This window comes from Vibrio sp. EJY3 (genome assembly GCF_000241385.1).
Taxonomy (GTDB): domain Bacteria; phylum Pseudomonadota; class Gammaproteobacteria; order Enterobacterales; family Vibrionaceae; genus Vibrio; species Vibrio natriegens.
On the sequence record NC_016614.1, the window covers coordinates 156,540 to 180,785 of the forward strand.

19 protein-coding genes are annotated in these 24,246 nt (G+C 46.5%); 14 read left to right on the plus strand and 5 right to left on the minus strand.

Going from position 1 to position 24,246, the window contains the following annotated elements; genetic code table 11:
- Both VEJY3_RS16660 and VEJY3_RS16665 read left to right on the plus strand, forming a co-directional pair.
- On the plus strand, nucleotides 1-1,950 hold the full coding sequence (locus tag VEJY3_RS16660) for a MacB family efflux pump subunit (RefSeq protein ID WP_014233571.1): 1,950 nt from the start codon (nucleotides 1-3) through the stop codon (nucleotides 1,948-1,950).
- 1 nt (nucleotide 1,951) lies between these two features.
- Nucleotides 1,952-3,340 (plus strand): efflux transporter outer membrane subunit, encoded by a 1,389-nt coding sequence (locus VEJY3_RS16665; RefSeq protein ID WP_014233572.1) that lies wholly within the window; start codon nucleotides 1,952-1,954, stop codon nucleotides 3,338-3,340.
- A 63-nt stretch (nucleotides 3,341-3,403) separates the two neighbouring features.
- Here the strand turns inward: VEJY3_RS16665 and VEJY3_RS16670 are convergent, their stop codons facing one another.
- Entirely contained in the window at nucleotides 3,404-4,657 is a 1,254-nt protein-coding gene (locus tag VEJY3_RS16670; protein WP_014233573.1) for an SGNH/GDSL hydrolase family protein, read from the minus strand.
- A 470-nt stretch (nucleotides 4,658-5,127) separates the two neighbouring features.
- Here VEJY3_RS16670 and VEJY3_RS16675 point away from each other — a divergent pair, with 470 nt between their 5' ends.
- Complete coding sequence (locus tag VEJY3_RS16675; RefSeq protein ID WP_014233574.1) at nucleotides 5,128-7,161, plus strand: S8 family serine peptidase; 2,034 nt, start codon at nucleotides 5,128-5,130, stop codon at nucleotides 7,159-7,161.
- A gap of 9 nt (nucleotides 7,162-7,170) precedes the next feature.
- Nucleotides 7,171-7,518, plus strand: coding sequence for a hypothetical protein (locus tag VEJY3_RS16680; protein ID WP_014233575.1), 348 nt, complete (start codon nucleotides 7,171-7,173; stop codon nucleotides 7,516-7,518).
- A 64-nt stretch (nucleotides 7,519-7,582) separates the two neighbouring features.
- Here the strand turns inward: VEJY3_RS16680 and phnX are convergent, their stop codons facing one another.
- The 3 genes from phnX to phnW all read right to left on the minus strand — a co-directional run bounded on the left by phnX (nucleotide 7,583) and on the right by phnW (nucleotide 10,991).
- Nucleotides 7,583-8,398: a phosphonoacetaldehyde hydrolase gene (gene phnX, locus VEJY3_RS16685; protein WP_014233576.1), complete on the minus strand. Its 816-nt coding sequence runs from the start codon at nucleotides 8,396-8,398 to the stop codon at nucleotides 7,583-7,585.
- Nucleotides 8,399-8,475: 77 nt separating this feature from the next.
- On the minus strand, nucleotides 8,476-9,855 hold the full coding sequence (locus VEJY3_RS16690; RefSeq protein WP_014233577.1) for an aspartate aminotransferase family protein: 1,380 nt from the start codon (nucleotides 9,853-9,855) through the stop codon (nucleotides 8,476-8,478).
- Between the two features lie 11 nt (nucleotides 9,856-9,866).
- Nucleotides 9,867-10,991, minus strand: a complete 1,125-nt coding sequence (phnW, locus tag VEJY3_RS16695) for a 2-aminoethylphosphonate--pyruvate transaminase (RefSeq protein ID WP_014233578.1) — start codon at nucleotides 10,989-10,991, stop codon at nucleotides 9,867-9,869.
- A 268-nt stretch (nucleotides 10,992-11,259) separates the two neighbouring features.
- Here phnW and VEJY3_RS16700 point away from each other — a divergent pair, with 268 nt between their 5' ends.
- The 10 genes from VEJY3_RS16700 to VEJY3_RS16745 all read left to right on the plus strand — a co-directional run bounded on the left by VEJY3_RS16700 (nucleotide 11,260) and on the right by VEJY3_RS16745 (nucleotide 22,695).
- The gene (locus VEJY3_RS16700) at nucleotides 11,260-12,270 is read left to right on the plus strand and encodes a putative 2-aminoethylphosphonate ABC transporter substrate-binding protein (RefSeq protein WP_014233579.1); all 1,011 of its coding nucleotides are present in this window, start codon (nucleotides 11,260-11,262) and stop codon (nucleotides 12,268-12,270) included.
- Between the two features lie 113 nt (nucleotides 12,271-12,383).
- Entirely contained in the window at nucleotides 12,384-12,794 is a 411-nt protein-coding gene (locus tag VEJY3_RS16705; RefSeq protein ID WP_014233580.1) for a GNAT family N-acetyltransferase, read from the plus strand.
- Between the two features lie 102 nt (nucleotides 12,795-12,896).
- Nucleotides 12,897-14,015, plus strand: coding sequence for a putative 2-aminoethylphosphonate ABC transporter ATP-binding protein (locus VEJY3_RS16710; RefSeq protein ID WP_014233581.1), 1,119 nt, complete (start codon nucleotides 12,897-12,899; stop codon nucleotides 14,013-14,015).
- Between the two features lie 7 nt (nucleotides 14,016-14,022).
- Nucleotides 14,023-15,747 carry a putative 2-aminoethylphosphonate ABC transporter permease subunit gene (locus VEJY3_RS16715; RefSeq protein WP_014233582.1) on the plus strand — a complete coding sequence of 575 codons (1,725 nt, stop codon included), beginning with the start codon at nucleotides 14,023-14,025 and terminating at the stop codon, nucleotides 15,745-15,747.
- A gap of 9 nt (nucleotides 15,748-15,756) precedes the next feature.
- A complete protein-coding gene (gene phnR / locus VEJY3_RS16720) occupies nucleotides 15,757-16,461 on the plus strand; it encodes a phosphonate utilization transcriptional regulator PhnR (protein ID WP_014233583.1) in 705 nt (234 codons plus the stop codon).
- A gap of 67 nt (nucleotides 16,462-16,528) precedes the next feature.
- Nucleotides 16,529-17,431, plus strand: a complete 903-nt coding sequence (locus VEJY3_RS16725; RefSeq protein ID WP_014233584.1) for a multidrug transporter — start codon at nucleotides 16,529-16,531, stop codon at nucleotides 17,429-17,431.
- Nucleotides 17,432-17,625: 194 nt separating this feature from the next.
- Complete coding sequence (locus tag VEJY3_RS16730; RefSeq protein WP_014233585.1) at nucleotides 17,626-19,026, plus strand: FAD-dependent oxidoreductase; 1,401 nt, start codon at nucleotides 17,626-17,628, stop codon at nucleotides 19,024-19,026.
- 112 nt (nucleotides 19,027-19,138) lie between these two features.
- Nucleotides 19,139-20,263, plus strand: coding sequence for a M14-type cytosolic carboxypeptidase (locus VEJY3_RS16735; protein ID WP_014233586.1), 1,125 nt, complete (start codon nucleotides 19,139-19,141; stop codon nucleotides 20,261-20,263).
- Between the two features lie 445 nt (nucleotides 20,264-20,708).
- The gene (locus tag VEJY3_RS16740) at nucleotides 20,709-21,674 is read left to right on the plus strand and encodes an OmpA family protein (RefSeq protein WP_014233587.1); all 966 of its coding nucleotides are present in this window, start codon (nucleotides 20,709-20,711) and stop codon (nucleotides 21,672-21,674) included.
- Nucleotides 21,675-21,825: 151 nt separating this feature from the next.
- The gene (locus tag VEJY3_RS16745) at nucleotides 21,826-22,695 is read left to right on the plus strand and encodes a LysR substrate-binding domain-containing protein (protein WP_014233588.1); all 870 of its coding nucleotides are present in this window, start codon (nucleotides 21,826-21,828) and stop codon (nucleotides 22,693-22,695) included.
- Nucleotides 22,696-22,818: 123 nt separating this feature from the next.
- Here the strand turns inward: VEJY3_RS16745 and VEJY3_RS16750 are convergent, their stop codons facing one another.
- Nucleotides 22,819-24,189, minus strand: coding sequence for an L-serine ammonia-lyase (locus VEJY3_RS16750; RefSeq protein ID WP_014233589.1), 1,371 nt, complete (start codon nucleotides 24,187-24,189; stop codon nucleotides 22,819-22,821).
- Between the last annotated feature and the right edge of the window lie 57 nt (nucleotides 24,190-24,246).

Here is a 24,246-nt window from a genome sequence, read left to right on the forward strand (position 1 = left end):
ATGAGCCAAGTTCTATTAAAAGTAGAGGACTTAAGCCGGAGTTTTGTGTCCGGTGATGAATCACTTACCGTACTTAATCACATCAATTTAGAGATTAAGCGCGGTGAGATGGTGGCTATCGTTGGTGCCTCTGGTTCTGGTAAGTCCACGCTGATGAACGTACTGGGCTGTCTGGATCAACCCACAAGCGGCCGCTATTTCATTAACGGTCAAGACGTTTCGACGCTGGAGTCTGATGAGCTGGCTGAGCTAAGACGTGAATATTTTGGCTTTATCTTTCAAAGATATCATTTGCTTGGCGATTTAACGGCCGTGGGTAACGTGGAAGTTCCTGCCGTGTATGCGGGTGTTCCTCATCGTCAACGAGAAGAGCGTGCCAAATCATTACTGACACGGCTGGGGCTTGGAGAGCGCCTGACTCACAAACCGAGCCAATTAAGTGGTGGCCAACAGCAGCGCGTGAGTGTCGCGCGTGCGCTGATGAATGGCGGTGAAGTTATTTTGGCGGATGAACCGACGGGAGCGCTGGACAGCCACAGTGGTGAAGAGATGATGGCTCTGCTCAAAGAGTTGCATCAGCTTGGACACACTATCATTCTCGTCACCCATGACATGAATGTGGCGAATTTTGCCGACCGAGTTATTGAAATCAAAGATGGCGAAATCATCTCTGATCAGCAAAATGTCAGTGAAAGCAAAATTGCGCAGACACAGGTCAATAAACAGCCGCAGCAGGATGCCAGTAAATGGTGGAAGTGGGATAGCTTCGTTGATGCATTGAAAATGGCGCTGCTTGCTATGTCCAGCCATCGAATGCGAACGTTTTTGACCATGCTAGGGATCATCATTGGCATTGCATCCGTCGTATCGGTGGTCGCTCTCGGTAACGGTACTCAGCAACAGATTTTGTCGAATATTGCTTCTATGGGTACCAACACCATTGATATCAGGCCCGGAACCGGTTTTGGTGACAGACGCTCAGGAAGAATTCGGACTCTGACCGCGGATGATGCTGAATCACTAAAGAGCCTGCCATTTGTGGATAGTGTAACGCCTTCAATTTCGAACAGCTTAACCGTTCGATACGCCAACCAAGATGCGTCGGCAACCATCGAGGGTGTGGGTGAAGATTATTTCCGCGTTCGTGGCTATGAGATTGCTCAGGGTCAGTTTTGGGATGAAGATAGTGTCAGTTCACTCGCACAAGAAGCGGTAATTGATGACAACACCAGAAAAGAGATGTTCGCTGATCGAAGCCCGATTGGTGAAGTGATATTCCTTGGCTCACTGCCAGTGCGAATTGTTGGCGTTACGCAAAAGAAAGATGATGCATTTGGTAATAGTGAAGCACTGAAAATCTGGGTGCCATACACCACGATGTCTGGTCGTATGATGGGACAACGCTACCTTAATGGCATTACTGTCAGGATTGATGAAAATGCCTCTAGCAGCGCCGCCGAGCAAAGCATCATCAGTTTGCTGAAAATGCGCCATGGCACGGAAGATTTCTTTACCATCAACACAGACACAATTCGTCAAAATATCGAGAAGACGACGGCCACGATGACGCTGCTCATCTCTGCGATTGCGGTCATCTCTCTTGTTGTTGGCGGTATCGGAGTGATGAATATCATGCTGGTCTCGGTCACCGAACGGACCAAAGAGATTGGTGTACGAATGGCGGTTGGCGCAAGGCAGGCAGATATTCTCAGGCAATTCTTGATTGAAGCCGTACTGGTCTGTTTGTGCGGCGGTATAACAGGGATTGGTTTAGCGTTTTTGATTGGCTTCGCGTTTAGCTCATCGGGCAGCAGTTTCCAAATGATCTATTCGATGAACTCTATCATTGCGGCATTTATCTGTTCGACTCTGATTGGTATTGCGTTTGGTTTCTTACCTGCGCGTAACGCCGCAAAACTCGATCCAATTGAAGCACTAGCGAGAGACTAGCATGACGAATACAACAAAATTTAAAACTCGCTTTCTTGCCGTCGCATTAGGCGCAGCCTTGTTGACTGGTTGTGGCTCGATGATGCGTTCTGATTATCAGGCTCCTGAAGTTCAGGTGCCGACCAACTGGCAGCAGGTGCATGTTGCTGGTGATGTCAGTATCGACCCGTGGTGGCTGGCGTTTAATGATCCAAACCTCAACAGTTACATCAATAAGGTTCTTCAGGAAAATAACGATCTGGAAGTCGCGACGCTAACACTGAAAAAAGCACGTTTGCAGTTAGGGTTAGCGAAAGATGACCTGTTCCCGACGTTCAGTTCATCGACCTCTGCTCAGGTCGAAAAGTGGCTAGACAGTGGTGAATCAGGTGACAGTTACAGCACAAGCTTATCCGTCGGTTACGAGTTGGATTTGTGGGGTAAGGTCTCTGCGGATATCGATGCAGCAAAATGGGCGGCAATGGCGAGCAAAGAAGATCGCGAAGCCACGGCTCAAAGTTTGGTGGCGACCACCGCTTCACTTTACTGGCAAATTGGTTATCTTAAGCAGCGATTGCAACTTGGCCAAAATAACATTGATGATGCACAGCAAACCCTGAATCTGATTCAAAGGCAGTATGAGCTGGGTGCGGTTGATCAGCTTGATGTGCTGGAAGCGAAAAGTTCACTGGCAAGTTTGCAAGCGCAGCAGAGTGAGTTCGAACAGAGCTTGTTAGAGGCGAATAACGCCTTTGCCATCTTGTTCAATCAGCCTCCTCAGAGTATGAGTGACACTATTCGCATGTTACCGGATGAAAGCGTTCCGTCGCTCAATGTAGGTGTTCCTGCCGATCTGTTGATTCGTCGGCCTGATGTCAAAGCTGCGATTTATGACGTGAAATCTGCTCTGGCAAACAAAGATGCCGCTGATCTGGATTACCTACCTGAGCTGACGTTAACGGGAGCGCTAGGTGGTTCTTCAGAGGCATTAAAAGACTTGCTTTCTAACCCCGTAGGCACGTTAGGCGCAGACATCACATTGCCATTTCTGCAATGGAACGAAATGGAGAACAATAAAGCGATTGCGGACGTCGAGTACAAAACGGCTATCGTCAATTACCGCCAAGTGTTGTACACCGCATTCCAGGATGTGGAGAACGCACTGTCAGCACGCGAAAAGTTGATGTATCAATCTGATCGTTTGCAAGAGCAATATGATGCGGCCAGTGCCGCTGAGAAGATTTATGCTGCGCGATACCAGTATGGCTCTACTTCGATCATGGACTATTTAGATGCTCAGGAAAACACCAGAAACGCAGAAGCGTCTTTGCTTGAGAATCGATACAATCAATTCATTACTCAGGTAACGCTATATCAATCATTAGGTGGTACGGACATAGCGCCGTTGTAACTCCCCGCGTAAAAGTAGAAACATAAAATGGCCACGTTTTAGCGTGGCCATTTTTATCAAAGCTTAGAAATGGTGTTGTTCTAAGTTATTGCTACTCTCGAGCATTTTCTCCGCTACATAGCGGTGTGTTGCGGTTGTTGGGTGAGTGACGTCCCAGAAAACGAACTTCTCAGCGCCAGAGCTTGCACACTCGGAGCGTAACGCATGTGAGTAGAGGTAATCCATTGAAGAGGAGCGGTTGATGTCCAAACAAGGCTCTGTTGCATTTACAAAGCCATGATCTTCGGGCGCTGAAGTCAGGGCCTCAAACAGCGCATATGTATCAAACAGTGTGATATTGTAACCCTGAGCTTTGTAATATTTCTCCTGCTCTTTGATGAACTCATTCATCGCTAACACTTTTGCGCGAATCTTTTCGATTTCTTCCGGCGTAGAGTATTTGAACTGAGGCGCTTTCGTGGCATCTGGCAGCGTCATTAACAAAAAGTTGTTCGCTCCTGCATCCGTCAGGCGAATCAATGCTTCAGCGTAGTCCGATTGCACTTCTGCTACGCTACGGTCGTAATTCATGAAATCATTCAACCCAAACTCTAATGTGAATAAGGTATTGGCTGGATTGTAGTTTTTGGCCAGCTTTGCATAAGTTAAGTAAGAAGAGACTTGCTCGCCAACACCTGTGAGTGCGATGTACTGATTTTCACCTGCAGCGCCACCGACAGCCCAGTTGTAAAGGGGTAGATTTTTGGCTTTCGCGATGTATTCCGTCCATACAAAGCCATTTGAAAAGTGGCCCAGAAACCAGCTATTTGGATTAGGAAAGCGCCATTGTGAAGCATTAAAGATGTTACCGGTGTCAGATAAACTGTCCCCCAGAGCAACCACCTTATTGATTTGGTCCGGTTGCATCGCCGCATCGTTGCTCCAAATGGTATGGTTATATGAGAAGCGATTATCAGCGGCAAAGAATGTGATATCAGCGTTTTCGTTAGCTAAATCCAGCGTAGACTCACATCGTTGGCGGATGACATTTTGAGTCGTGTTGGTATAAAACATGTTTTTAAACGAAACTGCACTCCACCAATAGCCGTCAATAGTGAAATAACTCCCATCTTCATTTTTTGCCCATTCCCAATCAGTGGCAACGTCATCTTTAGAATAACTCGTGCGATACCAACAGCGGACGTAAGTGTAAGTTTGGTTTTCTTGCGCACTGATCACTTCGGACGCCGAAACTTTTTCTGGAGATAACGCTGGCTGTTCAGCGATTGCAGAAGCAAACGGGAGCAACGCGGTTAACAGTGTGATTGTTCGTTTCATCTTTCACTCTTCTCGTTTTGGTTATTGTTCCAAGCAATTGGAAAAATACCGGGTTATAAAAGTAATCAAATGAGAATTTCTCTCACTACAATGTATAACCTTGAGTAAAAACTCTACATAGTCAACATCTGAATATTCAATATTTTCCTTTTGGCACCATGGTCAAAAAACGCATTCAGTATGAAATGATAAAGGCAACCAAATATAGAATAATTACTCAATAACATTAATTTAACATTCACTTTTTGTTTATATAAGTCTTTGCTTTATAAGTGTTTGTTTGTGTTTCCAATGCTAACTGAAAATGTTTATTGAATGATCTTTTGTACAAAAAATTACATTCATGAACCGAATTGTTTGGCATTTTCAGGTGATGGGCTATAGCTGAGTCTCTCATGTGAACACCGATTTGGTGATTTTTCATGAGGATATGGTGAATAAAAAATCAGCTCATATAAGGAATAGAGCAAATGCATTACACAACAACTAAAAAACAGGGCTTATTATCATTGTCTGCCTTGGCCGTTGCGCTAACGACTTCTTTGTCGGCGTATTCGGCACCACCGATGGGATTTGATGAATCCAAGTTACCGAAGAAATATATCGTCAAGTTTACTGAGGACGAGGCTGGTGGTTCTTCCATGCAAGGCAACGCATTTTGGGGGCCGCGAATAGCACAAGAGTCTGTTTTAAAACAGGTAAAAGCACGAAAAGTTGAGAAGCTGGGTAACCGTGCTATCTACAGCGTAGAAATCGATGCTGATGAACTCACGCAACTTCGCAACCGCAGCGATGTAGAATATGTGGAAGTCGATCCACCGCGTTATTTGCTCAGTGAAACGACACCATGGGGCTATAACGCAGTCAATGCTCAGCAGTTGGATGACTTTAACGCAGGCAATCGTACCGTGTGTATCATCGACTCTGGATACGATCTTTCACATAACGATCTTAGCGGCAACCGCGTAGCAGGCACAAACGACAGCGGTACGGGTTCATGGAGTGACCCAGGGAATAATAACGCTCACGGCACTCACGTTGCAGGTACGATCGCGGCAATTGCAAATACTGAGGGCGTTAAGGGAGTCATGCCAAATCAAAACGTCAATCTACACATTGTGAAAGTGTTTAACGAATCTGGCTGGGGTTACTCTTCTGGTTTAGTCAAAGCGATTCAAACGTGTGCAGATAACGGCGCAAACGTGGTGAATATGAGCCTCGGTGGTAGCCAATCTAGCCGAACCGAGCAAAATGCACTGCAAGATATTTATGACCAAGGTGTTCTTCTTATTGCAGCTGCGGGCAATGATGGCAATACGGCACACAGTTACCCGGCATCTTACGATTCGGTCATGTCGATTGCGGCCGTTGATAATCAAAATGATCATGCTGCGTTTTCTCAAGCGACGGATCAGGTTGAAGTCGCCGGACCGGGTGTTGCTATCCTTTCTACCGTTACCGTCGGTGAGGGTAAACTGTCGGACATCACTCTTAATGGTGTAAGCCAGTTTGATCGCGGTATCGTTCCTCACAATCGTTTGATTAATAACGGCACGTCTTATGTACCGGATCCTGTAGCAGGAGCGGTGACGGCTACCTTAGAAAGTTGTGATGTCTCTGGTGGTAATTTTAATTGCGGTGATATGTCAGAAAAAATCTGTTTGGCTGAGCGTATTGGTAACCAATCTTCAGGTAATTACCCAGAAGTGGACGCTGTGCAAGCTTGTTACAATGCAGGCGCTAGTGCTGCAATTGTGTACAGTAATACGGAATTACCTGGTTTACAAAATCCGTTTTTAGTTGACCAGAATAATGCGTATCGCATGGTATCAGTGACCGTTGATCGAGCACTTGGTCAAGAGCTGCTTGGCTACTTAGGGCAAGAGATCACTGTGTCCACAACGACAGGTGAAGACTACGAGTACTACAATGGTACATCGATGGCGACACCTCACGTGACTGGCGTGGCGGGCTTGGTATGGAGCTACCACCCAACGTGTACTGCGGCACAAGTGCGTAATGCTCTCGTTCAAACCGCGACAGATATCGATGTGGCAGGTCGAGACAACCGCACTGGCCACGGCTTAGTCAATGCAGAAGCGGCGAAGCTGTTCCTGGATGCAGGCTGTAACGGCCCTGATGGTGGAGGCAGCGCTTCGGATTCAAGCTACTCAAACACGGATCCTGTGGCGATTCCTGATAACAAAGCATCAGGGGCAATCAGCGCGCTCGATGTCGATCGCTCTGGTGATTCAGGCACGGTGAGTATTGACGTTGATATTAGCCATACTTACATCGGCGACCTGCGAGTGACGCTGACTTCACCAACGGGTGGACAAGTTGTGCTGCATGACAATACAGGCGGAAGTGCTAACGATATCAAAACCACTTTCCAAGCGGATTTCTCTGGTTTTGAATCGCAAGGCTCGTGGGAACTAAAAGCCGTAGACAGTGCCAGAAGAGACACAGGCACAATCAACAGCTGGACTCTGACTTTTCAATAAGGAGTGGCCATGAAGAAGTCGACCTTACTTTCTCTGTCTGCGGTGGGTGCTACCGCACTATTGGCAATCGGACTGAGTTCGGCCAGCTTGGCGAACAATCAAGGATTTCCGCTCGTGGATGAACGTTCTGAACAAGCTGAGCAACAACCTGCGCGTTACTTTGTAAAGTATCACAAGGGGAAAGAAAGCGAAGTGAGAGCACTTCTTCGTCAGCATAACCTTGAAGTGGTCGATGCTTTGGTGAAGCAACAGGTACTAGTAGTGAGCGGCGAACAAGCGGACGTCGATAAGCTATCTGGTAACGAATCGGTTGAATACACTGAGCAAGAACCAACGCGAAAGCTATTGTCTCAATAAGATAGCCTCAATAAAAGAAACGCCCCGCTAAAAAGAGGGGCGTTTTTTCTGCTTATTAGACGAATTAAGGACGCTCGCCAGCTTCCAAACGACGCTCTATATCTGCAATCACTTCTGGTAGATCTGCGATAGTGTCAACCAAGTAATGAGGTGAACTTTTGATAAGTTTTGCGCGTGCTTTCTCACGGGCAGCATCTAACGTTGCTTTGTCTGCCGCTTGATACTCTTCAAATGTAAGACCTGCTTCGTTCCCCGAAAGTAGAAGGCCCAACGTCCACATGCCAGCGTTATGCCCCTCAAAGATACCCGGTGCAGAGTCGTCCACTTTGATACACGCATTTACGTCTGTCACGCCAAGTTCTATAACGTTTTTCAGTGCCATAAATGGCGCAGGGCGTCCTCCCTGTGGCAGGTCATCGGTTGCGACTACGTAGTCAGGCTGGTAACCGTAATCTGCGGCAACAGGAATAAGCACGTCCATCACTTCACGCGGGTAACCAGAGCAAGAGCCGATTTTAATGCCCTTGGCTTTTAGGTTGTTGACCACGTCAATTGCGTTGAGGATAGGCGCAGCGTGGTCCGCAACTTTCGCTTTTTGAAGAGGCATAAATGCCGCGTAAATTGCGTCGATGTCTTCGCTGGTCATCGAGCGACCGAACTTATCGTTCCAGCGTTTATCAACCGCAGGAATACGCCCAACCGCCTGAATGTGGTCCCATTTGCCCAGCCCCATTGGTTCGCGGGCTTCTTCAAGGTTAATATCAAAATCAAAACCTTGCTTAAACGCTTCGACGAAGATGCTGGTAGGTGCAAAGGAACCGAAGTCGACGATAGTGCCTGCCCAGTCAAAGATGACTGCTTGAATTGGTGAGTTGCTCATGGTCAATCCTTTTATTGCTTGTCAAAGTGCGCTCTGGCGCTTTGGATAACGTAGGTTTCGTAAAAGGTCAGCAGACCTTACAGGTAGTTAAAGTCTTTACATACTTTGGCGATGGCCTCATCAAATATTGCCATCGCCAGCGTTAATTGTTCTCGAGTGATGACCAATGGTGGGCTAAGTTGAATCACATTGCCTTGTGAGACCTTAAAGCTCACGCCATCGTTGAGGCATTGGTACAACACAGCTTCGGCTTCATCAAACGCGCGCTGTTTAGTATCATGGTCCGTAACCAGTTCTACCCCCCACAGCATGCCGATGCCGCGAACGTCACCAATTACCGGGTACTTAGCTTTCATCTCGAGTAACTTTTCGCGCATGAATTGGCCGTCGGCTTTCGCTTTATCAAGCAGGTTTTCTTGTTCAATGACTTCCATGGTTGCCAGTGCTGCGGCACAACCGATAGGGCTTTTCTCATGGGTGTAGTGACCCATCGAGATTTGCTCAGCCGTGTTGTATTTATCTTTGGTGACCATGGCTGCGATTGGCACTAAACCACCGCCTAAACCTTTACCGATACACAGAATATCTGGCTCTATATCGTAAGCCTGATAAGTAAACCATTCGCCACTGCGACCCATGCCGTTGGGAATGTCATCAATGATCAGCATGACATTGTGTTTGTCACAAATTTCCCGAATGCGTTTCCAGTAGGCTTTACTAGGCACTTGAACATCGGTATTTCTCACCGCTTCAGCAATGAACGCGCCTACGCCACCTTCTTTCTCGATCACGTACTCAAGGTAGTCGGCGTAATGCACATCATGACCATCTGGTGAGGGAAGGGCGCCCCGGTAAGAAACCGCTGGTGGAATTCGCTCCACGCCAGCCATTAATGGCCCCATACCGTGACGAAAACAGGCTTCACCACCAACTGAAATCGCATCTAAAGATGCACCATGGAAAGAATCCCACAGTGACACCACTTTATAGTTACCCGTGATGTGACGAGCCAGTTTAAGTGCCATACCTATTGCTGATGTTCCACCCGGAGCAAACAAAACGCGGTTTAACTCTCCACCACAAATTTGCGTCAGTTTTTCTGCGCACTCAATCGCGGTTTCGTTGGTAAAACGGCGAGGCGAAAACGGCAACTTAGCGATTTGTTCCTGCACCCGTTCAATAACATGCGGGTGTCCATAACCAAGCTGGTGAACGTTGTTACCATGAAAATCCATATACTTTTTGCCGTTAACATCTTGGATGTAGATGCCTTCTGCTGCCTCTAATGTATCGAGACACGGCGTCGACATGGCTTGATGCAGAAATACGTCGGAGTCACGCTTCAATAGAGTTTGCGTGCGTTCGTCGTCCATTGATTCATTCCACACTTGGCGAGCGGGCGTTGTATTGACGTCGCCTTCGCTACGGAAATGCGTTGGCTTTACATTCTGACTCATCGTGATTTATCTCAGCTCGCCAACTTTTGATCTGGTTGATTTTGCCAGTACATCGCGTTTTTTACCGCCCCGATCAGACGCTCAATATCTACTGGATACACTTCACCAATGTTGCCAATGCGGAAGCAATCTGCGTTTGATACTTTGCCTGGATAAATTACGAAGCCTTGCTCTTTCAAACGCAGGTAGAACGTTTTGAACTGATAATCGCTGTGTGTTGGCGAGTAGAACGAAGTGATGACAGGTGAATGTAGCTCGTCATTGAGTAGTGGTTCGAAACCAAGTGAACGCATACCCGCTACCAGCGTTTTCTGGTTGGTTTGGTATCGCTGATGACGGGCTTCTACGCCGCCTTCTTGTTCCAGTTCTAGTAATGCTTGATAGAAAGCTCGCACCGTGTGAGTCGGAGAAGTAAAACGCCATTTACCGTGGTTGACTTCCATGCAGTGCCATTGGTCATATAGGTCGAGGCTGAGTGAACGTGCCTGGCCTTTGCATTTTTCAAGCTCGCTCTGCTTTGCAATCACAAAACCGAAGCCCGGAACGCCTTGAATACACTTGTTCGCTGAGCTGATCATAAAGTCGATACCAAGATCGGCGATATCCATTGGAATGCCACCAAAGCTCGACATGGCATCGAGAATGACGACTTTACCGTGCGCTTTCGCGACCGATGCAAAATCGGCGATAGGGTTGAGCATGCCAGTGGTTGTCTCGCAGTGAACAATCGCCACGTGCGTGATAGTAGGATCCGATGCCAATGCAGTTTCCACTTCGTTCAAGTGTGGCTGTGATGTTTCGCCAGGGGAAACCACATGGCATGGAATATTCAGATATTCGGCGATTTGAGCGATGCGAGCACCATAGGCACCATTGTCGACGACAAGCAGTTTGCCATCTTTACCAATCGCGCTACCAATGGTTGCTTCTACCGATGCAGTGCCACTACCTTGCATTAATACGCTGGTGTAGCCGTCTTTTTTTGTTGCCAGCTTGACGAGCTTCGTGCGGATCACTTCTACGATATCTTTATTGTAGTCATCGTCCCATGTGCACCAGTCTTTCAACATTGCTTCACGCACGCCTTCAGAGGTAGATAAAGGGCCAGGGGTCAGTAGCAGGTATTCGTTTTTCATTTCTCTTTCCGTCAGAATTAATTTATTGGTCTACACCAAAATATGAAATTAACTTTAGCAGGTGAGAAAAAGGCACGTAAATAGTCGATCGATGAATTTCACAAAACTTTAATATGGCAAATTTAATGGTTAAAAGAAGGGCGATTTGAAGAAAGTTTTCGTAAAACTGCCATTTAACGATCATGAATTCGTCACATTTGGTCAGTAGGGTAATGAACGTCAACTGGTACAGACCAAAATGAATACTTAGCCAAATTAACTGGAGAAAATGATGAAAAACCGTTTGATGAAAGGATCGCTGGCTGCGCTTGTATCTCTGCTAGCTACTAATGCAATGGCTGCACAGGAAGTGACGGTTTACACCGCTTTCGAAACTGACATTCTTGCTAAATACAAGTCTGCGTTTGAGAAAGACAACCCAGATATCAAGATTAAGTGGGTTCGCGACTCAACAGGTATCATGACGGCGAAATTGCTGGCAGAAAAGAATAATCCTCAGGCAGAAGTCGTGTGGGGTCTTGCTGGATCGTCAATGGCACTACTGAAAGAAGAAGGCCTGTTAAAGGCTTACCAACCTGCAGGCTTGGCGGATCTTCATGCGAACCTTAATGACCCACAATCCAATCAAGCGTGGTTCGGTAACGATGCGTTCTTTAACGCAGTTTGTTTCAACGAAGCGGTTGCCAAACAACTTAACCTGCCTAAGCCAACGTCTTGGGAAGACCTCATTAAGCCAGTTTATAAAGGTCACATTGCCATGCCAAACCCTGCATCTTCTGGCACGGGTTACATGCAGGTTTCTGCTTGGCTGCAAAACATGGGTGAAGATCAGGCATGGAACTACATGCGTGACTTAGACAAAAACATTGCTCACTACACACACTCTGGTTCTAAGCCATGTGTTCAGGCGGGGATGGGCGAAGTGGCTATCGGTATCTCTATGGCAAGCCGTGGTGCGAAGCTGAAAACTCAGGGCGCACCTTTGTCAGTGATCACTCCGAAAGGCATCGGCTGGGAATCAGAAGCTGTAGGTCTGGTTAAAGAGTCAGATGCGGCGAAGCGCGTGGTTGACTGGTCCATTTCGAAAGCAGCGAATGAGCTATACGTAGAAATGTACCCTGTTGTCGCTCACAAAGACGTGAAAGCGACGGTGTCTAATTTCCCGAATGTTCAAGAAAACATGGCGAAGATGGACTTTGCACAAATGGGCAGTAAGCGTGCAGAAATTCTAGCGGCATGGTCTGAGAAATTTGACGCGAAATCAGAGCCAAAATCGTAATATTCCGCGCATACAGGGTTTTACTGGGGAGAGCGATTGCTCTCCCTTTTTGCATCTTGTTCAAAGTAAAGGCACATTAATGGCCGGATAGGCGTATAGAAAAGAGGGAGCGAATGAAAGTCCAACGAATTAATGCAGAGCAGACACTACAACTTCGGCAACAGGTTCTATGGCCAACTCAAAGCATTGATTTTTGCAAGGTGGCAGAGGATGAATCTGGCTATCATTACGGCGGGTATGTTGATGGGTATTTGGTGGGTGTCGCTTCCGTATTTTTTAGTGAAGGTTCGGCAAGGTTAAGGAAATTTGCTGTATCCCCAAGTCTGCAAGGGAGGGGATTAGGCTCATTGATGTTGGAGACCATGATCGCGGATGCCAAAGCGCTAAACGCAGAAATATTTTGGTGCGACGCTCGTGAGTCCGCGCTAGGGATTTATCAGAAGTTTGGATTACAGAAAGAGGGTGAACGCTTTTATAAATCCGACATCCCATATTTTAAGATGAGTCTGGATTTAAGCGTGTAAATTGAGGGCTTTCATCAGTTTGTCATCTTCTGGCTATAAATTTGTCATTGGAACGTAACACTCCAAACCTAAAATTGGTATATACCATTTGGAGTGTGTGTTATGTCAACTAACCAACCTTATCTGAACATTGAAAATGTAGTGAAACAATTTGGACAGTTCACTGCATTAAAGCAAATCTCGCTGGCGATCAAAAAGGGCGAGTTCGTCTGTTTCTTAGGCCCGTCTGGCTGCGGTAAAACAACCTTGTTACGCGCAATTGCGGGTTTAGATTTGCCAACGTCTGGTGCGATCTTTCAAAACGGTCAAGAGACGACATTTCTACCACCAGAAAAGCGTGACTTCGGCATCGTATTTCAGTCTTATGCGCTATTCCCTAATCTCACGGTACAAGAAAACATTGCGATGGGTTTGAAGAACCAAGGCATGTCGACCAAAGACGCCCTGGAGAAAGTTGATCAGTGGCTTGAGACGATAGGATTACCCACTTCGGGCCAGAAATTCCCTAACCAATTGTCGGGCGGTCAGCAGCAGCGTGTTGCTTTAGCGCGTGCACTTGCTTTATCTCCCGGTCTGCTGCTTCTTGATGAGCCTTTATCTGCGTTGGATGCGAAAGTGCGTGTTCACTTACGTGATGAAATTTGTAAGCTGCAACGCAAACTGGGTATTACCACCATTATGGTGACCCATGATCAGGACGAAGCGTTGTCGATGGCAGACCGAATTGTCGTGATGAATCATGGTGTGATTGAGCAGGTAGGGACGCCGCAAGAGATTTATCAAATGCCAGCGACGCGTTTTGTGGCCGAGTTTGTCGGCAGCATGAACTTCATTGAGACATCCGTCGTTACTGAGTCTCAGGTACGTATTGCAGAGACTTTGTTACCACTACCAAATTTAACGAATTACGAGATTAAACGCGGTGACCGTTTTGATCTGGCTGTGCGTCCTGAGAATATCAAGTTTGTTGAAAACTACCGCAATTCGCTTCCGGTTCGCATTACAGCAAGCGAGTTTTTGGGGGCGTTTTTCCGAGTAGATTGCGAACTGCAGAACGACGGCCAGGCGAAGCCAATCGTTGTTGATGTCCCAGTGGAAACCGTGCAAAACCTCAATATTCGTATCGGTGATGTTCGTTATATCCAGTTCTCGGAAACTGGCTTACACGCCTATGCCATTCCTTCTAAGGGTAAAGCCTTCAAAAAAGCGTTGGCGGCGTAGGTGCAACATGGATGCAAAGACAATGACGATGAATAGCCTGACTACTCAAGACAAAGCGAAATCATTGGTGGGACGTATTAGCCGCGACAACCTCGTGTTGTTTGGATTGTTAGCGGCTACCTCGACGATGATGATCTTGTTCATCTTGATGCCGCTGTGGGCGATGTTGACTAAAAGTGTGCAAAACAGCGATGGGGAATTCGTTGGGTTAGCTAACTTTGTGAGTTACTTTTCTTCCTCAAGCCTGTGGGTTTCCGTTGGTAATACTTTTACGTTAGGTCTGGTTGTGACAGCGGTGGTTGGCTTACTGGCGTTTGGTTATGCTTACGCACTGACTCGCTCATGCATGCCGTTAAAAGGTTTGTTTCAAATATTAGGTACCGCGCCGATTCTTGCGCCGTCGCTTTTACCAGCGATCAGCTTGATCTTTCTTTTTGGTAATCAAGGTATTGCGAAAGAGCTACTTGGTGGCCACTCAATATATGGTGTTATTGGTATCTCAATGGGCTTGATCTTCTGGACGTTCCCTCATGCTTTGATGATTCTGACCACATCTCTGCGCACTTCGGATGCACGTCTGTATGAAGCGGCTCGCGCTCTGAAAACCTCACCAATGAAAACCTTTTTTATGGTGACGCTACCTGCGGCGAAATACGGTTTGATCAGTACCCTGATTGTTGTATTTACTTTAGTTATTACCGATTTTGGTGTGCCGAAAGTGATAGGGGGAAGTTACAACGTTCTGGCGACGGATATCTTCAAACAAGTGGTGGGCCAGCAGAATTTCGCCATGGGGGCAGTAACCAGCATTATGCTGTTGTTCCCTGCGGTATTGGCATTTGGCGCGGATCGCTGGGTGCAGAAAAAGCAAAAAAGCTTGTTTGATACGCGTTCTGTGCCCTATCAACCGGAGCCAAACAAAACGCGCGATGGTCTGTGTTTTTTATATTGCTCTCTGATTTCTGTTGCTGTACTCGCCGTGCTTGGTATGGCGGTTTACGGTTCCTTAGTAACGTTTTGGCCGTGGAACAAAGCGCTAACGCTGAATAACTACAACTTTGCCGAGATGAGCACTTATGGCTGGAGCCCGTTCTTTAACTCTCTCACTTTGGCGGGTTGGACAGCGGTGATTGGTACAGCAGTCATTTTTGTCGGTGCTTACAGCATTGAGAAAGGACGTGCTTTTGGTACCGTCCGTCAGGCGATGCAGATGCTGAGCGTCGTGCCGATGGCGGTGCCGGGAATGGTTCTGGGTTTGGGTTACATCTTTTACTTTAACGATGTGAACAACCCGTTGAATGTGCTTTATGGCACGATGGCATTCCTGGTTATTAATACCGTGGTGCATTATTACACGGTCGGCCACATGACAGCCTTAACCGCTCTCAAGCAACTGCCTTCAGAAATAGAAGCGACGGCTGCATCGGTAAAACTGCCTCAGTACAAGTTGTTTTTCAAAGTGACGTTGCCGGTTTGTATGCCTGCCGTGCTGGACATTGCTACGTACTTGTTTGTTAATGCATTGACCACCACTTCTGCGGTAGTATTCCTATACTCAACGGATACGATCCCTGCTTCGGTATCGATTCTGAATATGGATGACGCGGGCCAAACAGGCGCCGCCGCCGCGATGGCGGTGATGATCATGATGTCAGCCGCAATCGCGAAGATCGTGCAGATGACGTTGGGTAAGTTGTTAGAAAATCGCACACAGGCTTGGCGTAAAAGATAAGGACACCTCGTGCAGTACGTAAAAATTAAAGATTCGATTGTTGAACAGATTGAAGCGGGCATGCTTTCGCCACGTCAAAAACTGCCTGCGGAACGCAAGCTGGCGGAGTCGTTCGACACAACACGAGTTACGTTACGAGAAGCGTTGTCGTTATTGGAAGCCGAAGGGCGAATTTATCGTGAAGATCGCAGAGGCTGGTTTATTTCACCTGAGCCACTACGCTACGATCCAACCCAAACACTTAATTTCCCAAACATGGCGAAAGCGCAGAATCGCGTCCCAAAAACCGAGCTGATTGCGGCAAAAGGTACTCTGGCCAATAAGCAATCTGCACGTTTGTTACAGTTGCAGCCGTTTTCTGATGTCTATCGAGTCGACCGCGTTCGATATTTGGAAGACAGGCCAGTGGTGTATGTGACTAACTATATTCGCCCAGAGATCTTTCCCAATTTATTGAGTTTCGACCTTACCAACTCGCTGACTGACATTTATCGTGAGCACTTTGGTGTGGTGTATCAAAAAACGCGTTATCGAATTTCTACCAGCACACTTCTTGGTGAAGTCGCGCAAGCGTTAAGAGCGACATCAGGCACTCCAGCTATGGTTGTTGAGCGTACTAACTATAACCAGCATGGCGAGTTGATCGACTGCGATATTGAGTATTGGCGCCATGACGCCATCAGTATTGAGTCTATTGCAGAGCTCAATCACTAACGTCCGCTTATATCATTTTCAAAGGCTCTATCTCGGAGCCTTTGTTTTATCTCAACAGGAAACTTAAATGGATTTCTTGGCAATCGTGCTCGTTGTGTTTTCAGCAGTTTTGCATGCGGGCTGGAATATTCTGGGCAAAAGTAGTTCTGGGTCAGGCTTGGCATTTACGTTGGCCGCAAGCCTGTCTGCGTGTGGCGTTCTTACTCCTTATTTGATTTGGTATTTGACGACGATCGGTTGGACTTCTCTGCCTGCAGAATTCTGGGGAATGTTGACCTTTAGCGGGCTGGCGCAAATTGTTTACTTGGTCGGTTTGATCATTGCTTACAAACATGCCGATGTTGGTGTGATTTATCCGATTGCCCGCGCTTTGCCAGTCATGATGGTTGGTGCATTCAGTGTTGCACTCGGCCATGCGCTTTCGTCTCAACAATGGCTTGGGTTTGTGTTGATCACCTGTGGCTGCATCTTGGTACCGTTGACGCATATTCGCCAGGTCACTTTGGCTTCCTATCTTAATGTTGGTGTGTTCTGGGCGCTGATCGCTGCAATTGGCACGACGGGTTACTCTTTGATGGATAAGGAAGCTTTGAACCTACTCACTCAGCAAGTTTCGGCTGTTATTCATGATCAATATAGTGCGATTTTCTATCTTGGCGCGCAGTTCTGGGCTATGGGCTTACCTGTTGTGCTTTGGTGTCTGATCACTGGCAATCTGTCAGAGTTACACAAGGCCTGGCAAATTCGAAAAAGTGCGAGCATGGCTGGCATTATGATGGCATCGACTTACGGACTAGTGCTGTTTGCGATGACGATGACTGACAACGTGAGCTTAGTTGTGGCTCTGCGCCAGATCAGTATCGTCTTTGGTTTGCTGATGGGCGTTTGGCTGCTTGCTGAGCGGTGGTATCTCTCCCGAGGGGTTGGTGTGGTACTGATACTTTGTGGTCTGGTTTTGACGTTCTATTGAGATGATGGCTTATATGCCTTGGTCTTAAATGACGCGTTCACTATTTTTACTTGCCACACAGCACAACTTTTTCTATCGCTGAGCGATAGATTTTCTAGCTCGTTGAAAATACGCATCGTTTGTAAAGTGAAGTCATCTCTAAACATGACTGATGACTTTCACTTATCAACTTTGAATTTTAAATGAGGATACGTATGACTCACCCTTCTTACTGGTTTAAGCAAGCGCTCGAAATCGAAAACCCTCAACCTGCTGTTGCACTAGCTGACGATCTTGAAACTGATGTACTCATCGTTGGTGGAGGCTTCACTGGGATGTGGACAGCGATAATGCTTAAGGAGCAAGCTCCGGAAAAACGCATTACTATTATCGATAAAGGTCTCTGCGGGAGTGGGGCTTCTGGAGCGAATGGCGGTTGCATGCTGACCTGGTCAACCAAATACCCAACCCTAAAGCGTCTTTTTGGTGAACAACACGCCACCTGGTTGGTACAAGAGTCAGAACGGGTCGTGCTTGAAATTGACGAGTTTTGCCGACGTTATGCGATTGATGCTCAGTTGTCGTTAAAAGGCGTGTATTACACCGCGACTAACTCAGCACAAGCTGGTGGAATGAAGCCAGTAGTGGATGAATTAACGCGTCTTGGAGTAAATAGCTGGCGAAAATGCAATGAGGATGAACTGCAAGCGAACACTGGCTCCTCGGCTCATCTCGAAGGGTATCACTCACCGATTGCTGCGAGCGTACAGCCTGCATTGCTTGCCAGAGGGCTGCGTCGGGTGGCGATAGACATGGGGATAGAAATTTACGAAAACACACCGATGGTTCAACTGGAATATGGTCAGCCAGCGACCATTCGCACGCCACAAGCAACCATCAAAGCTAAGCGGGTAGTGTTAGCGCTTAATGCTTGGATGGTTGAACAGTTTAAACAGTTCAGGAACAGCATCGTTGTGGTCTCCTCTGATATGGTCATCACGAAACCGTTGGGTGATGATCTATCTAAGAGCGGATGGAGAGCTGGTTCCAGCGTTTTGGATTCTCGTATTTTTGTTCATTATTATCGAGATACACCGGATGGCCGTCTGATGCTTGGAAAAGGGGGCAACCAGTTCTCCTTTAACAACCGAGTCGACACCATGTTTGGTAAGCCAACTCAGTATCAAAACCTGCTTAGAAAGTCGTTTGATAAGCTCTTTCCTGATTTGAAAGCGAGCGATTTTGACTATTCCTGGACGGGAGGCTCAGACCGTTCCACAACGGGTTTTCCATTTTTTGGCCAACTGGATAACCAGACTAATATTTTTTATGGGTTTGGTTACTCTGGCAATGGTGTGGCGCAAACCCGGATGGGAGGCAAAATTCTCTCGTCTTTGGTGCTTGGGTTAGATGACGACTGGGCTCGCAGTGGTTTGGCTAAAGGTCCGTTGGGCCACTTCCCTCCAGAGCCACTTCGCTGGATTGGAGCCATGACTGTTCGAAATGCCGTTCGCCGAAAAGAAGCAGCAGAAGATAACGAAGCGAAAGTTAGAGTATGGGATAAATGGCTGGCAAAACTCGCAGGACCAGCAGGCAAAGCCGATAAGCTCAACTAAACTGATGACTTCAGCCACAAACAATAAACTTTAAAGTGAAAATAATAGGGGACACTTTAGCCCTGTGTTAGCCTCTGTCTTTCAAGCTCAGATTCAAAAGGTGAGTAATAGAATGAAAATATTCAGCAACTTCGATAGCGGTAGCATTCACGTAGTGAAAGCGGATGATAAAAACGACATCCAACTTAAAATCCCCAACGATAACATGTCGGAATTCTACCAATGGTTCCACTTCCGTTTAGAGACTGAAGCTGAACAGTCACATACCATTAAGTTGTTAGACTTGGCGAAATCTGCTTACCCAGAAGGATGGCAAGGCTACGATGTCGTGGCATCTTATGATCGTGAAGAGTGGTTCCGTGTACCTGCGGACTTTGATGGCGACACGCTAACATTTACGGTTATTCCAGAACGTGGCTCAATCTACTTTGCTTATTTCGCGCCTTACACTTACGACCGTCATCTTGATTTATTACACATGGCACAAAGCGCACATCATTGTCAGCTGGAGACTCTAGGTCACACGGTGGATGGCAATGACATGAGCCTGCTGACTTTTGGCGAGCCAGACGAGAGCAAAAAGAAAATTTGGATGATCGCACGTCAGCATCCAGGCGAAACGATGGCAGAGTGGTTCATGGAAGGCATGATTCAGCGTTTGCTGGATGACAACGATACAGTCGCGCGAGCTCTTCTTGAGAAAGCGGTACTTTACGTTGTACCAAACATGAACCCTGATGGCGGTATTCGTGGCCATCTGCGTACGAATGCGGTCGGTGTAAACCTAAACCGTGAGTGGCAAACTCCTTCAATGGAAAAGAGCCCAGAAGTCTTTTTAGTCCGCCAGCGAATGCTGGAAACTGGTGTCGATATGTTCCTGGATATTCATGGAGACGAAGCACTGCCATACAACTTTGTCGCGGGTTCTGAAGGCATTCCATCTTATGATGAAAGTTTGGCGGCTCTGGAGCATTCGTTTAAGCAAGCGCTGCTCACCATTACGCCAGAGTTTCAAGATGAAGTGGGTTACGATAAAGACGAACCTGGTAAAGCAAACTTAACTGTTGGATCAAATTGGGTTGCAGAGCAATTTAAATGTTTGTCTTACACCATAGAGATGCCATTTAAAGACAACAATAACCACCCTGATCCGCTGTATGGTTGGTCACCTGAACGTAGTGTGCTATTTGGCCAAGATGTGTTGGCAGCAACGTTAGCGGTTGTTGACAATATTTAATTGGTTTAGTTCCCTAAAATCAATCGAACACATAAGCAGTTCATCCTAGATGAGCTGCTTTTTTGTTTGAATCTACTTGTCAATTGGTAAATATTTCCATTTGATCAATGCCTTATAAATAGAATCTTAATAATAAGAAATTTACAAATTAATGTGAATTTTGTCACACATTTAAGGAAAAGATATGATATTCTGCGCACTGAGTTGATTATGGCTATATCAATGCAGATGCATTATTTTTTCTCATGCAAGTGGTTAGAACACATGCGTGAATATGAATGATGACATGTTTTTTGGCATTGGTGATGAACACCACATTTACTTTATTCCGGTGTTATTTAGCTAGGTTGTCTCAAATAATAAAGAGAAAGTTGCTGCCTCATATTGATAACGCACTCCTTCGCGTTTGATGTGTGGCTCGGTATACAACAAATAGGAAAAAAGAATGAAAAAAATTGCTTTTGCAGTGGCTACTGTACTTGCTGGTGGTGTTATCTCTAACGTTGCGCTTGCAGACACTTACATCGGCGGTAAGCTAGGTTACAACGCTCTTAACGACGCGTGTTACCTGGATACCTCATGTGATGATGATAGCTTTGCAGCGTCAATGCATCTTGGCTACAGCTTCAATGACTACATTGATGCAGAGTATGGTGTTGATTACTTAGGTGATTTCAAAGCAAACTTCAACAAAGCAGGCAAAAACACCGTTGATGGCGAGCTTTGGGCATTGACTCTAGCGCCTAAATTCAACCTTCCGCTGACGGATTCTTGGAACCTGTTTGCGAAAGTAGGTGCTGCATACATGATGGCTGGTGACGAAAAAGACTTCGTTCCTACAGGCTCTCTAGGTGCTGAATACCAAATCAACTACAACTGGAGCCTACGTGCTGAATACCAACGTTACCAAGATATGTCTGACGACATCATTGATGACATGGATGCAGACTACTACGGTATTGGTTTTAACTACAAATTCGGTTCTGAGCCAGTGGTTCAGGAAGAAGTGGTAGAAACTCGTCCGGCAACAAACATTGTTGAGCATGTATACCCAGCACAAACTACAACAGTACAATTTGGTCTTGAAAGTGCAGAAGTGAAAGATACTTCAGCATTATCTGAGACAATTAATGTAATGAACACTTACCCACAAGCTCAAGTAGAGATTACGGGTTACAGTGATACAACAGGTACTGCTGAGTACAACCAACAGCTTACAGAAAAACGTGCTCAAGCGGTTGCTAACGAGTTCCAAGCTCAGGGCATTACTGCAGAACGCATGACTGTGAAAGGCATGGGTGAAGCAAACCCAGTTGCTAGCAACGATACACGTCCTGGTCGTGAAATGAACCGTCGTGTAGAAGTCGTTGTACCAGAATTCAAATACGAAACGACTGAACAAGCAGAATAATTTGCTGTTTTAGTCAACGTATCTTCAAAGCCAGCGCATTTCGCTGGCTTTTTTGATTCTGGAAGTAGCAACTGGATAAAATAGCAACCCTTTCATCAAATTGTCATCGTTGTTTCATAGCATCTTTCACTCAGCGTAATTGGAGAATGCTATGCAAAACCTGCCGCCGCTCAATTCCCTTAAAGCATTCGAAGCAACGGCGAGGCAACTGAGTTTTACTAAAGCTGCACAAGAGCTGAGCGTTACCCGAGCCGCGGTCAGCCAACAGGTAAAATCTCTGGAGCTTCTACTTAATGCGACGTTATTCGAGCGCAAAGGCTCTCAATTGGTACTTACACAAGCCGCAAAAGAGTATCTCCCTGTGGTAAGTCATGTTTTTCAAACGCTTTCTGTGACGACTCAGCATTTGTTTTCTCGTCAGAACACCGCACAGCTTAACTTACATGTCGCTCATAGCTTTTGTTCACAATGGTTAATTCCAAGGTTGGCTGACTTTCATCGTCAGCACCCCGAAGTGTCTCTAAAAATATCGACAACAGCTAATATTGTGCCTAACGCCAGTGCTGTTTCTGATGTTGAGATCATTAATGGTTATGGGGATTGGTTGTCACAGGACTCGATTCAACTGACAGAAGAACATTGGATTGTTGTTGCGAGCCCGGGTTTCTTGCACCTGAACCCAATTGTCGAGTTAGCTGATCTTGCGAAGGCACCTAAAATTTCCACCAGTGGTTATCACGAGTCGTGGCAAGTTTGGATGAAATATCAAGGTCACCAAGCAAAGTTCACTAAGCCCGTTGCAGAGTTTGAGCACTCACTGCTTGCGATTCAGGCGGCGATTAATCACTTCGGTGTGCTTTTGGTCAGAGACTTTCTGGTCGAGGATGAACTTGCTCAAGGCACATTAATACAGATAGGCTCCTGGAGCATGCCTAGCCAAGGTGCTCATCGGATGATTGTCAGAGGGGCAGACAAACCACATGTACAAGCCTTTACCCAGTGGTTACGTCAGAGTATCTAACCAGTATTCGGGAAACGGTAACGAATTAATTGTCCTATCCCAGGTTTTTACTAGACATCTAAATAGGAAAATACCGCGATTAACGCGGTATTTTTTGTTTCTGTTTAAGCTGCGACGCTGCGCTTATTCACATGGTGGTGCCATATGGATTACCGCTAAACCACCCAAAGAAGTCTCGCGATATTTTTTGTTCATGTCCTTGCCCGTTTGGTACATGGTTTCGATAACTTTATCCAGAGAAATTAGGCACTTGCTTGTTCTCTTTAATGCCATTCGGGATGCGTTAATCGCTTTCATTGCACCCATTGCATTTCGTTCAATACAAGGTACCTGAACCAGCCCACCAATAGGGTCGCAAGTCATGCCGAGAGAGTGTTCCATTGCAATCTCTGCAGCAATACAAATTTGTTCGTTGCTACCGCCTCGCAGAGCCGTTAAGCCTGCAGCTGCCATAGACGAAGAGACACCTACTTCCCCCTGACAACCTACTTCGGCACCGGAAATAGAAGCATTGGTTTTGTACAAAATGCCAATTGCACCTGCGACGGCGAGGAAGTCCTTGAGCTGTTTGATGTCTAGCTCTTTGATAAAGCGGTGGTAATACATTAACACGGCAGGAATAACGCCCGCTGCGCCGTTGGTAGGAGAAGTGACGACTTGTCCACCTGCGGCATTTTCTTCACTCACAGCGAAAGCAAACAAGTTAATCCAGTCCATGATCTCCATTGGATCATTTTCAACCGCTGCGTTTGCTTCCAGTTTCTTCAGTAGGTTCGGAGCTCGACGTGTGACATTGAGTCCGCCTTCCAGAATACCTTCAGTATCAAAACCACGCTGCATACACAGAGACATCACTTTCCAGATCTGTTCCGCTCTCTGGTTGACCTCTTCTTCGTCACGAAACGCCAATTCATTCTGAAGAATCATTCCACCTAAACTAAAGCCGTTTGCTTCCGCTTTCTCGAGCATCTCATCGGCTGATTTAAATGGGAATGGGACTTCAACCTCAGCTTGCTGCGCACCATTTTCCAGCTCGTCTGCGGTTGCAATAAATCCACCACCAATGGAGTAATAAATCTCGAACGCAAGTTGTTCGCCAGATTCATCTAATGCAGTGATTGTCATGCCGTTTTCATGCAAAGGGAGGTTTTCGCTATGAAATACGATGTCATGATCGTAGCTAAAGGTAATTTCGCGAGTTCCGGCTAGTAATAAAGTATTGGTTTCGATGGTATGTTGAAGTGCGCTTTTCGCACTGGTCATCTTGATGTTATCGGGTTTATTACCCATTAAGCCCAGTACAGTGGCTCTGTCAGTATGGTGACCTCTGCCGGTTAGTGATAACGAACCATACAAGTCTACTTGAACCCTATGCACTTTCGCCATAGAGTCTTGAAGTAACTGAGTAAAGTTGAACCCGGCGAGCATTGGACCGTTAGTGTGGGAACTTGAAGGTCCGACACCAACTTTAAAAATATCGAAAATCGACAGCATTATTGACTTCCTTTAGCAGTGGACCTTTCATAGGTCTCTAGAGTATGACTGTTAATC

What these genes read in the sequence shown, in the direction of transcription:
- VEJY3_RS16660 (WP_014233571.1), top strand. Translation starts at nt 1, where the DNA reads ATGAGCCAAGTTCTATTAAAAGTAGAGGACTTAAGCCGGAGTTTTGTG.
- VEJY3_RS16665 (WP_014233572.1), top strand. Translation starts at nt 1,952, where the DNA reads ATGACGAATACAACAAAATTTAAAACTCGCTTTCTTGCCGTCGCATTA.
- VEJY3_RS16670 (WP_014233573.1), bottom strand. Translation starts at nt 4,657, where the DNA reads ATGAAACGAACAATCACACTGTTAACCGCGTTGCTCCCGTTTGCTTCT.
- VEJY3_RS16675 (WP_014233574.1), top strand. Translation starts at nt 5,128, where the DNA reads ATGCATTACACAACAACTAAAAAACAGGGCTTATTATCATTGTCTGCC.
- VEJY3_RS16680 (WP_014233575.1), top strand. Translation starts at nt 7,171, where the DNA reads ATGAAGAAGTCGACCTTACTTTCTCTGTCTGCGGTGGGTGCTACCGCA.
- phnX (WP_014233576.1), bottom strand. Translation starts at nt 8,398, where the DNA reads ATGAGCAACTCACCAATTCAAGCAGTCATCTTTGACTGGGCAGGCACT.
- VEJY3_RS16690 (WP_014233577.1), bottom strand. Translation starts at nt 9,855, where the DNA reads ATGAGTCAGAATGTAAAGCCAACGCATTTCCGTAGCGAAGGCGACGTC.
- phnW (WP_014233578.1), bottom strand. Translation starts at nt 10,991, where the DNA reads ATGAAAAACGAATACCTGCTACTGACCCCTGGCCCTTTATCTACCTCT.
- VEJY3_RS16700 (WP_014233579.1), top strand. Translation starts at nt 11,260, where the DNA reads ATGATGAAAAACCGTTTGATGAAAGGATCGCTGGCTGCGCTTGTATCT.
- VEJY3_RS16705 (WP_014233580.1), top strand. Translation starts at nt 12,384, where the DNA reads ATGAAAGTCCAACGAATTAATGCAGAGCAGACACTACAACTTCGGCAA.
- VEJY3_RS16710 (WP_014233581.1), top strand. Translation starts at nt 12,897, where the DNA reads ATGTCAACTAACCAACCTTATCTGAACATTGAAAATGTAGTGAAACAA.
- VEJY3_RS16715 (WP_014233582.1), top strand. Translation starts at nt 14,023, where the DNA reads ATGGATGCAAAGACAATGACGATGAATAGCCTGACTACTCAAGACAAA.
- VEJY3_RS16725 (WP_014233584.1), top strand. Translation starts at nt 16,529, where the DNA reads ATGGATTTCTTGGCAATCGTGCTCGTTGTGTTTTCAGCAGTTTTGCAT.
- VEJY3_RS16730 (WP_014233585.1), top strand. Translation starts at nt 17,626, where the DNA reads ATGACTCACCCTTCTTACTGGTTTAAGCAAGCGCTCGAAATCGAAAAC.
- VEJY3_RS16735 (WP_014233586.1), top strand. Translation starts at nt 19,139, where the DNA reads ATGAAAATATTCAGCAACTTCGATAGCGGTAGCATTCACGTAGTGAAA.
- VEJY3_RS16740 (WP_014233587.1), top strand. Translation starts at nt 20,709, where the DNA reads ATGAAAAAAATTGCTTTTGCAGTGGCTACTGTACTTGCTGGTGGTGTT.
- VEJY3_RS16745 (WP_014233588.1), top strand. Translation starts at nt 21,826, where the DNA reads ATGCAAAACCTGCCGCCGCTCAATTCCCTTAAAGCATTCGAAGCAACG.
- VEJY3_RS16750 (WP_014233589.1), bottom strand. Translation starts at nt 24,189, where the DNA reads ATGCTGTCGATTTTCGATATTTTTAAAGTTGGTGTCGGACCTTCAAGT.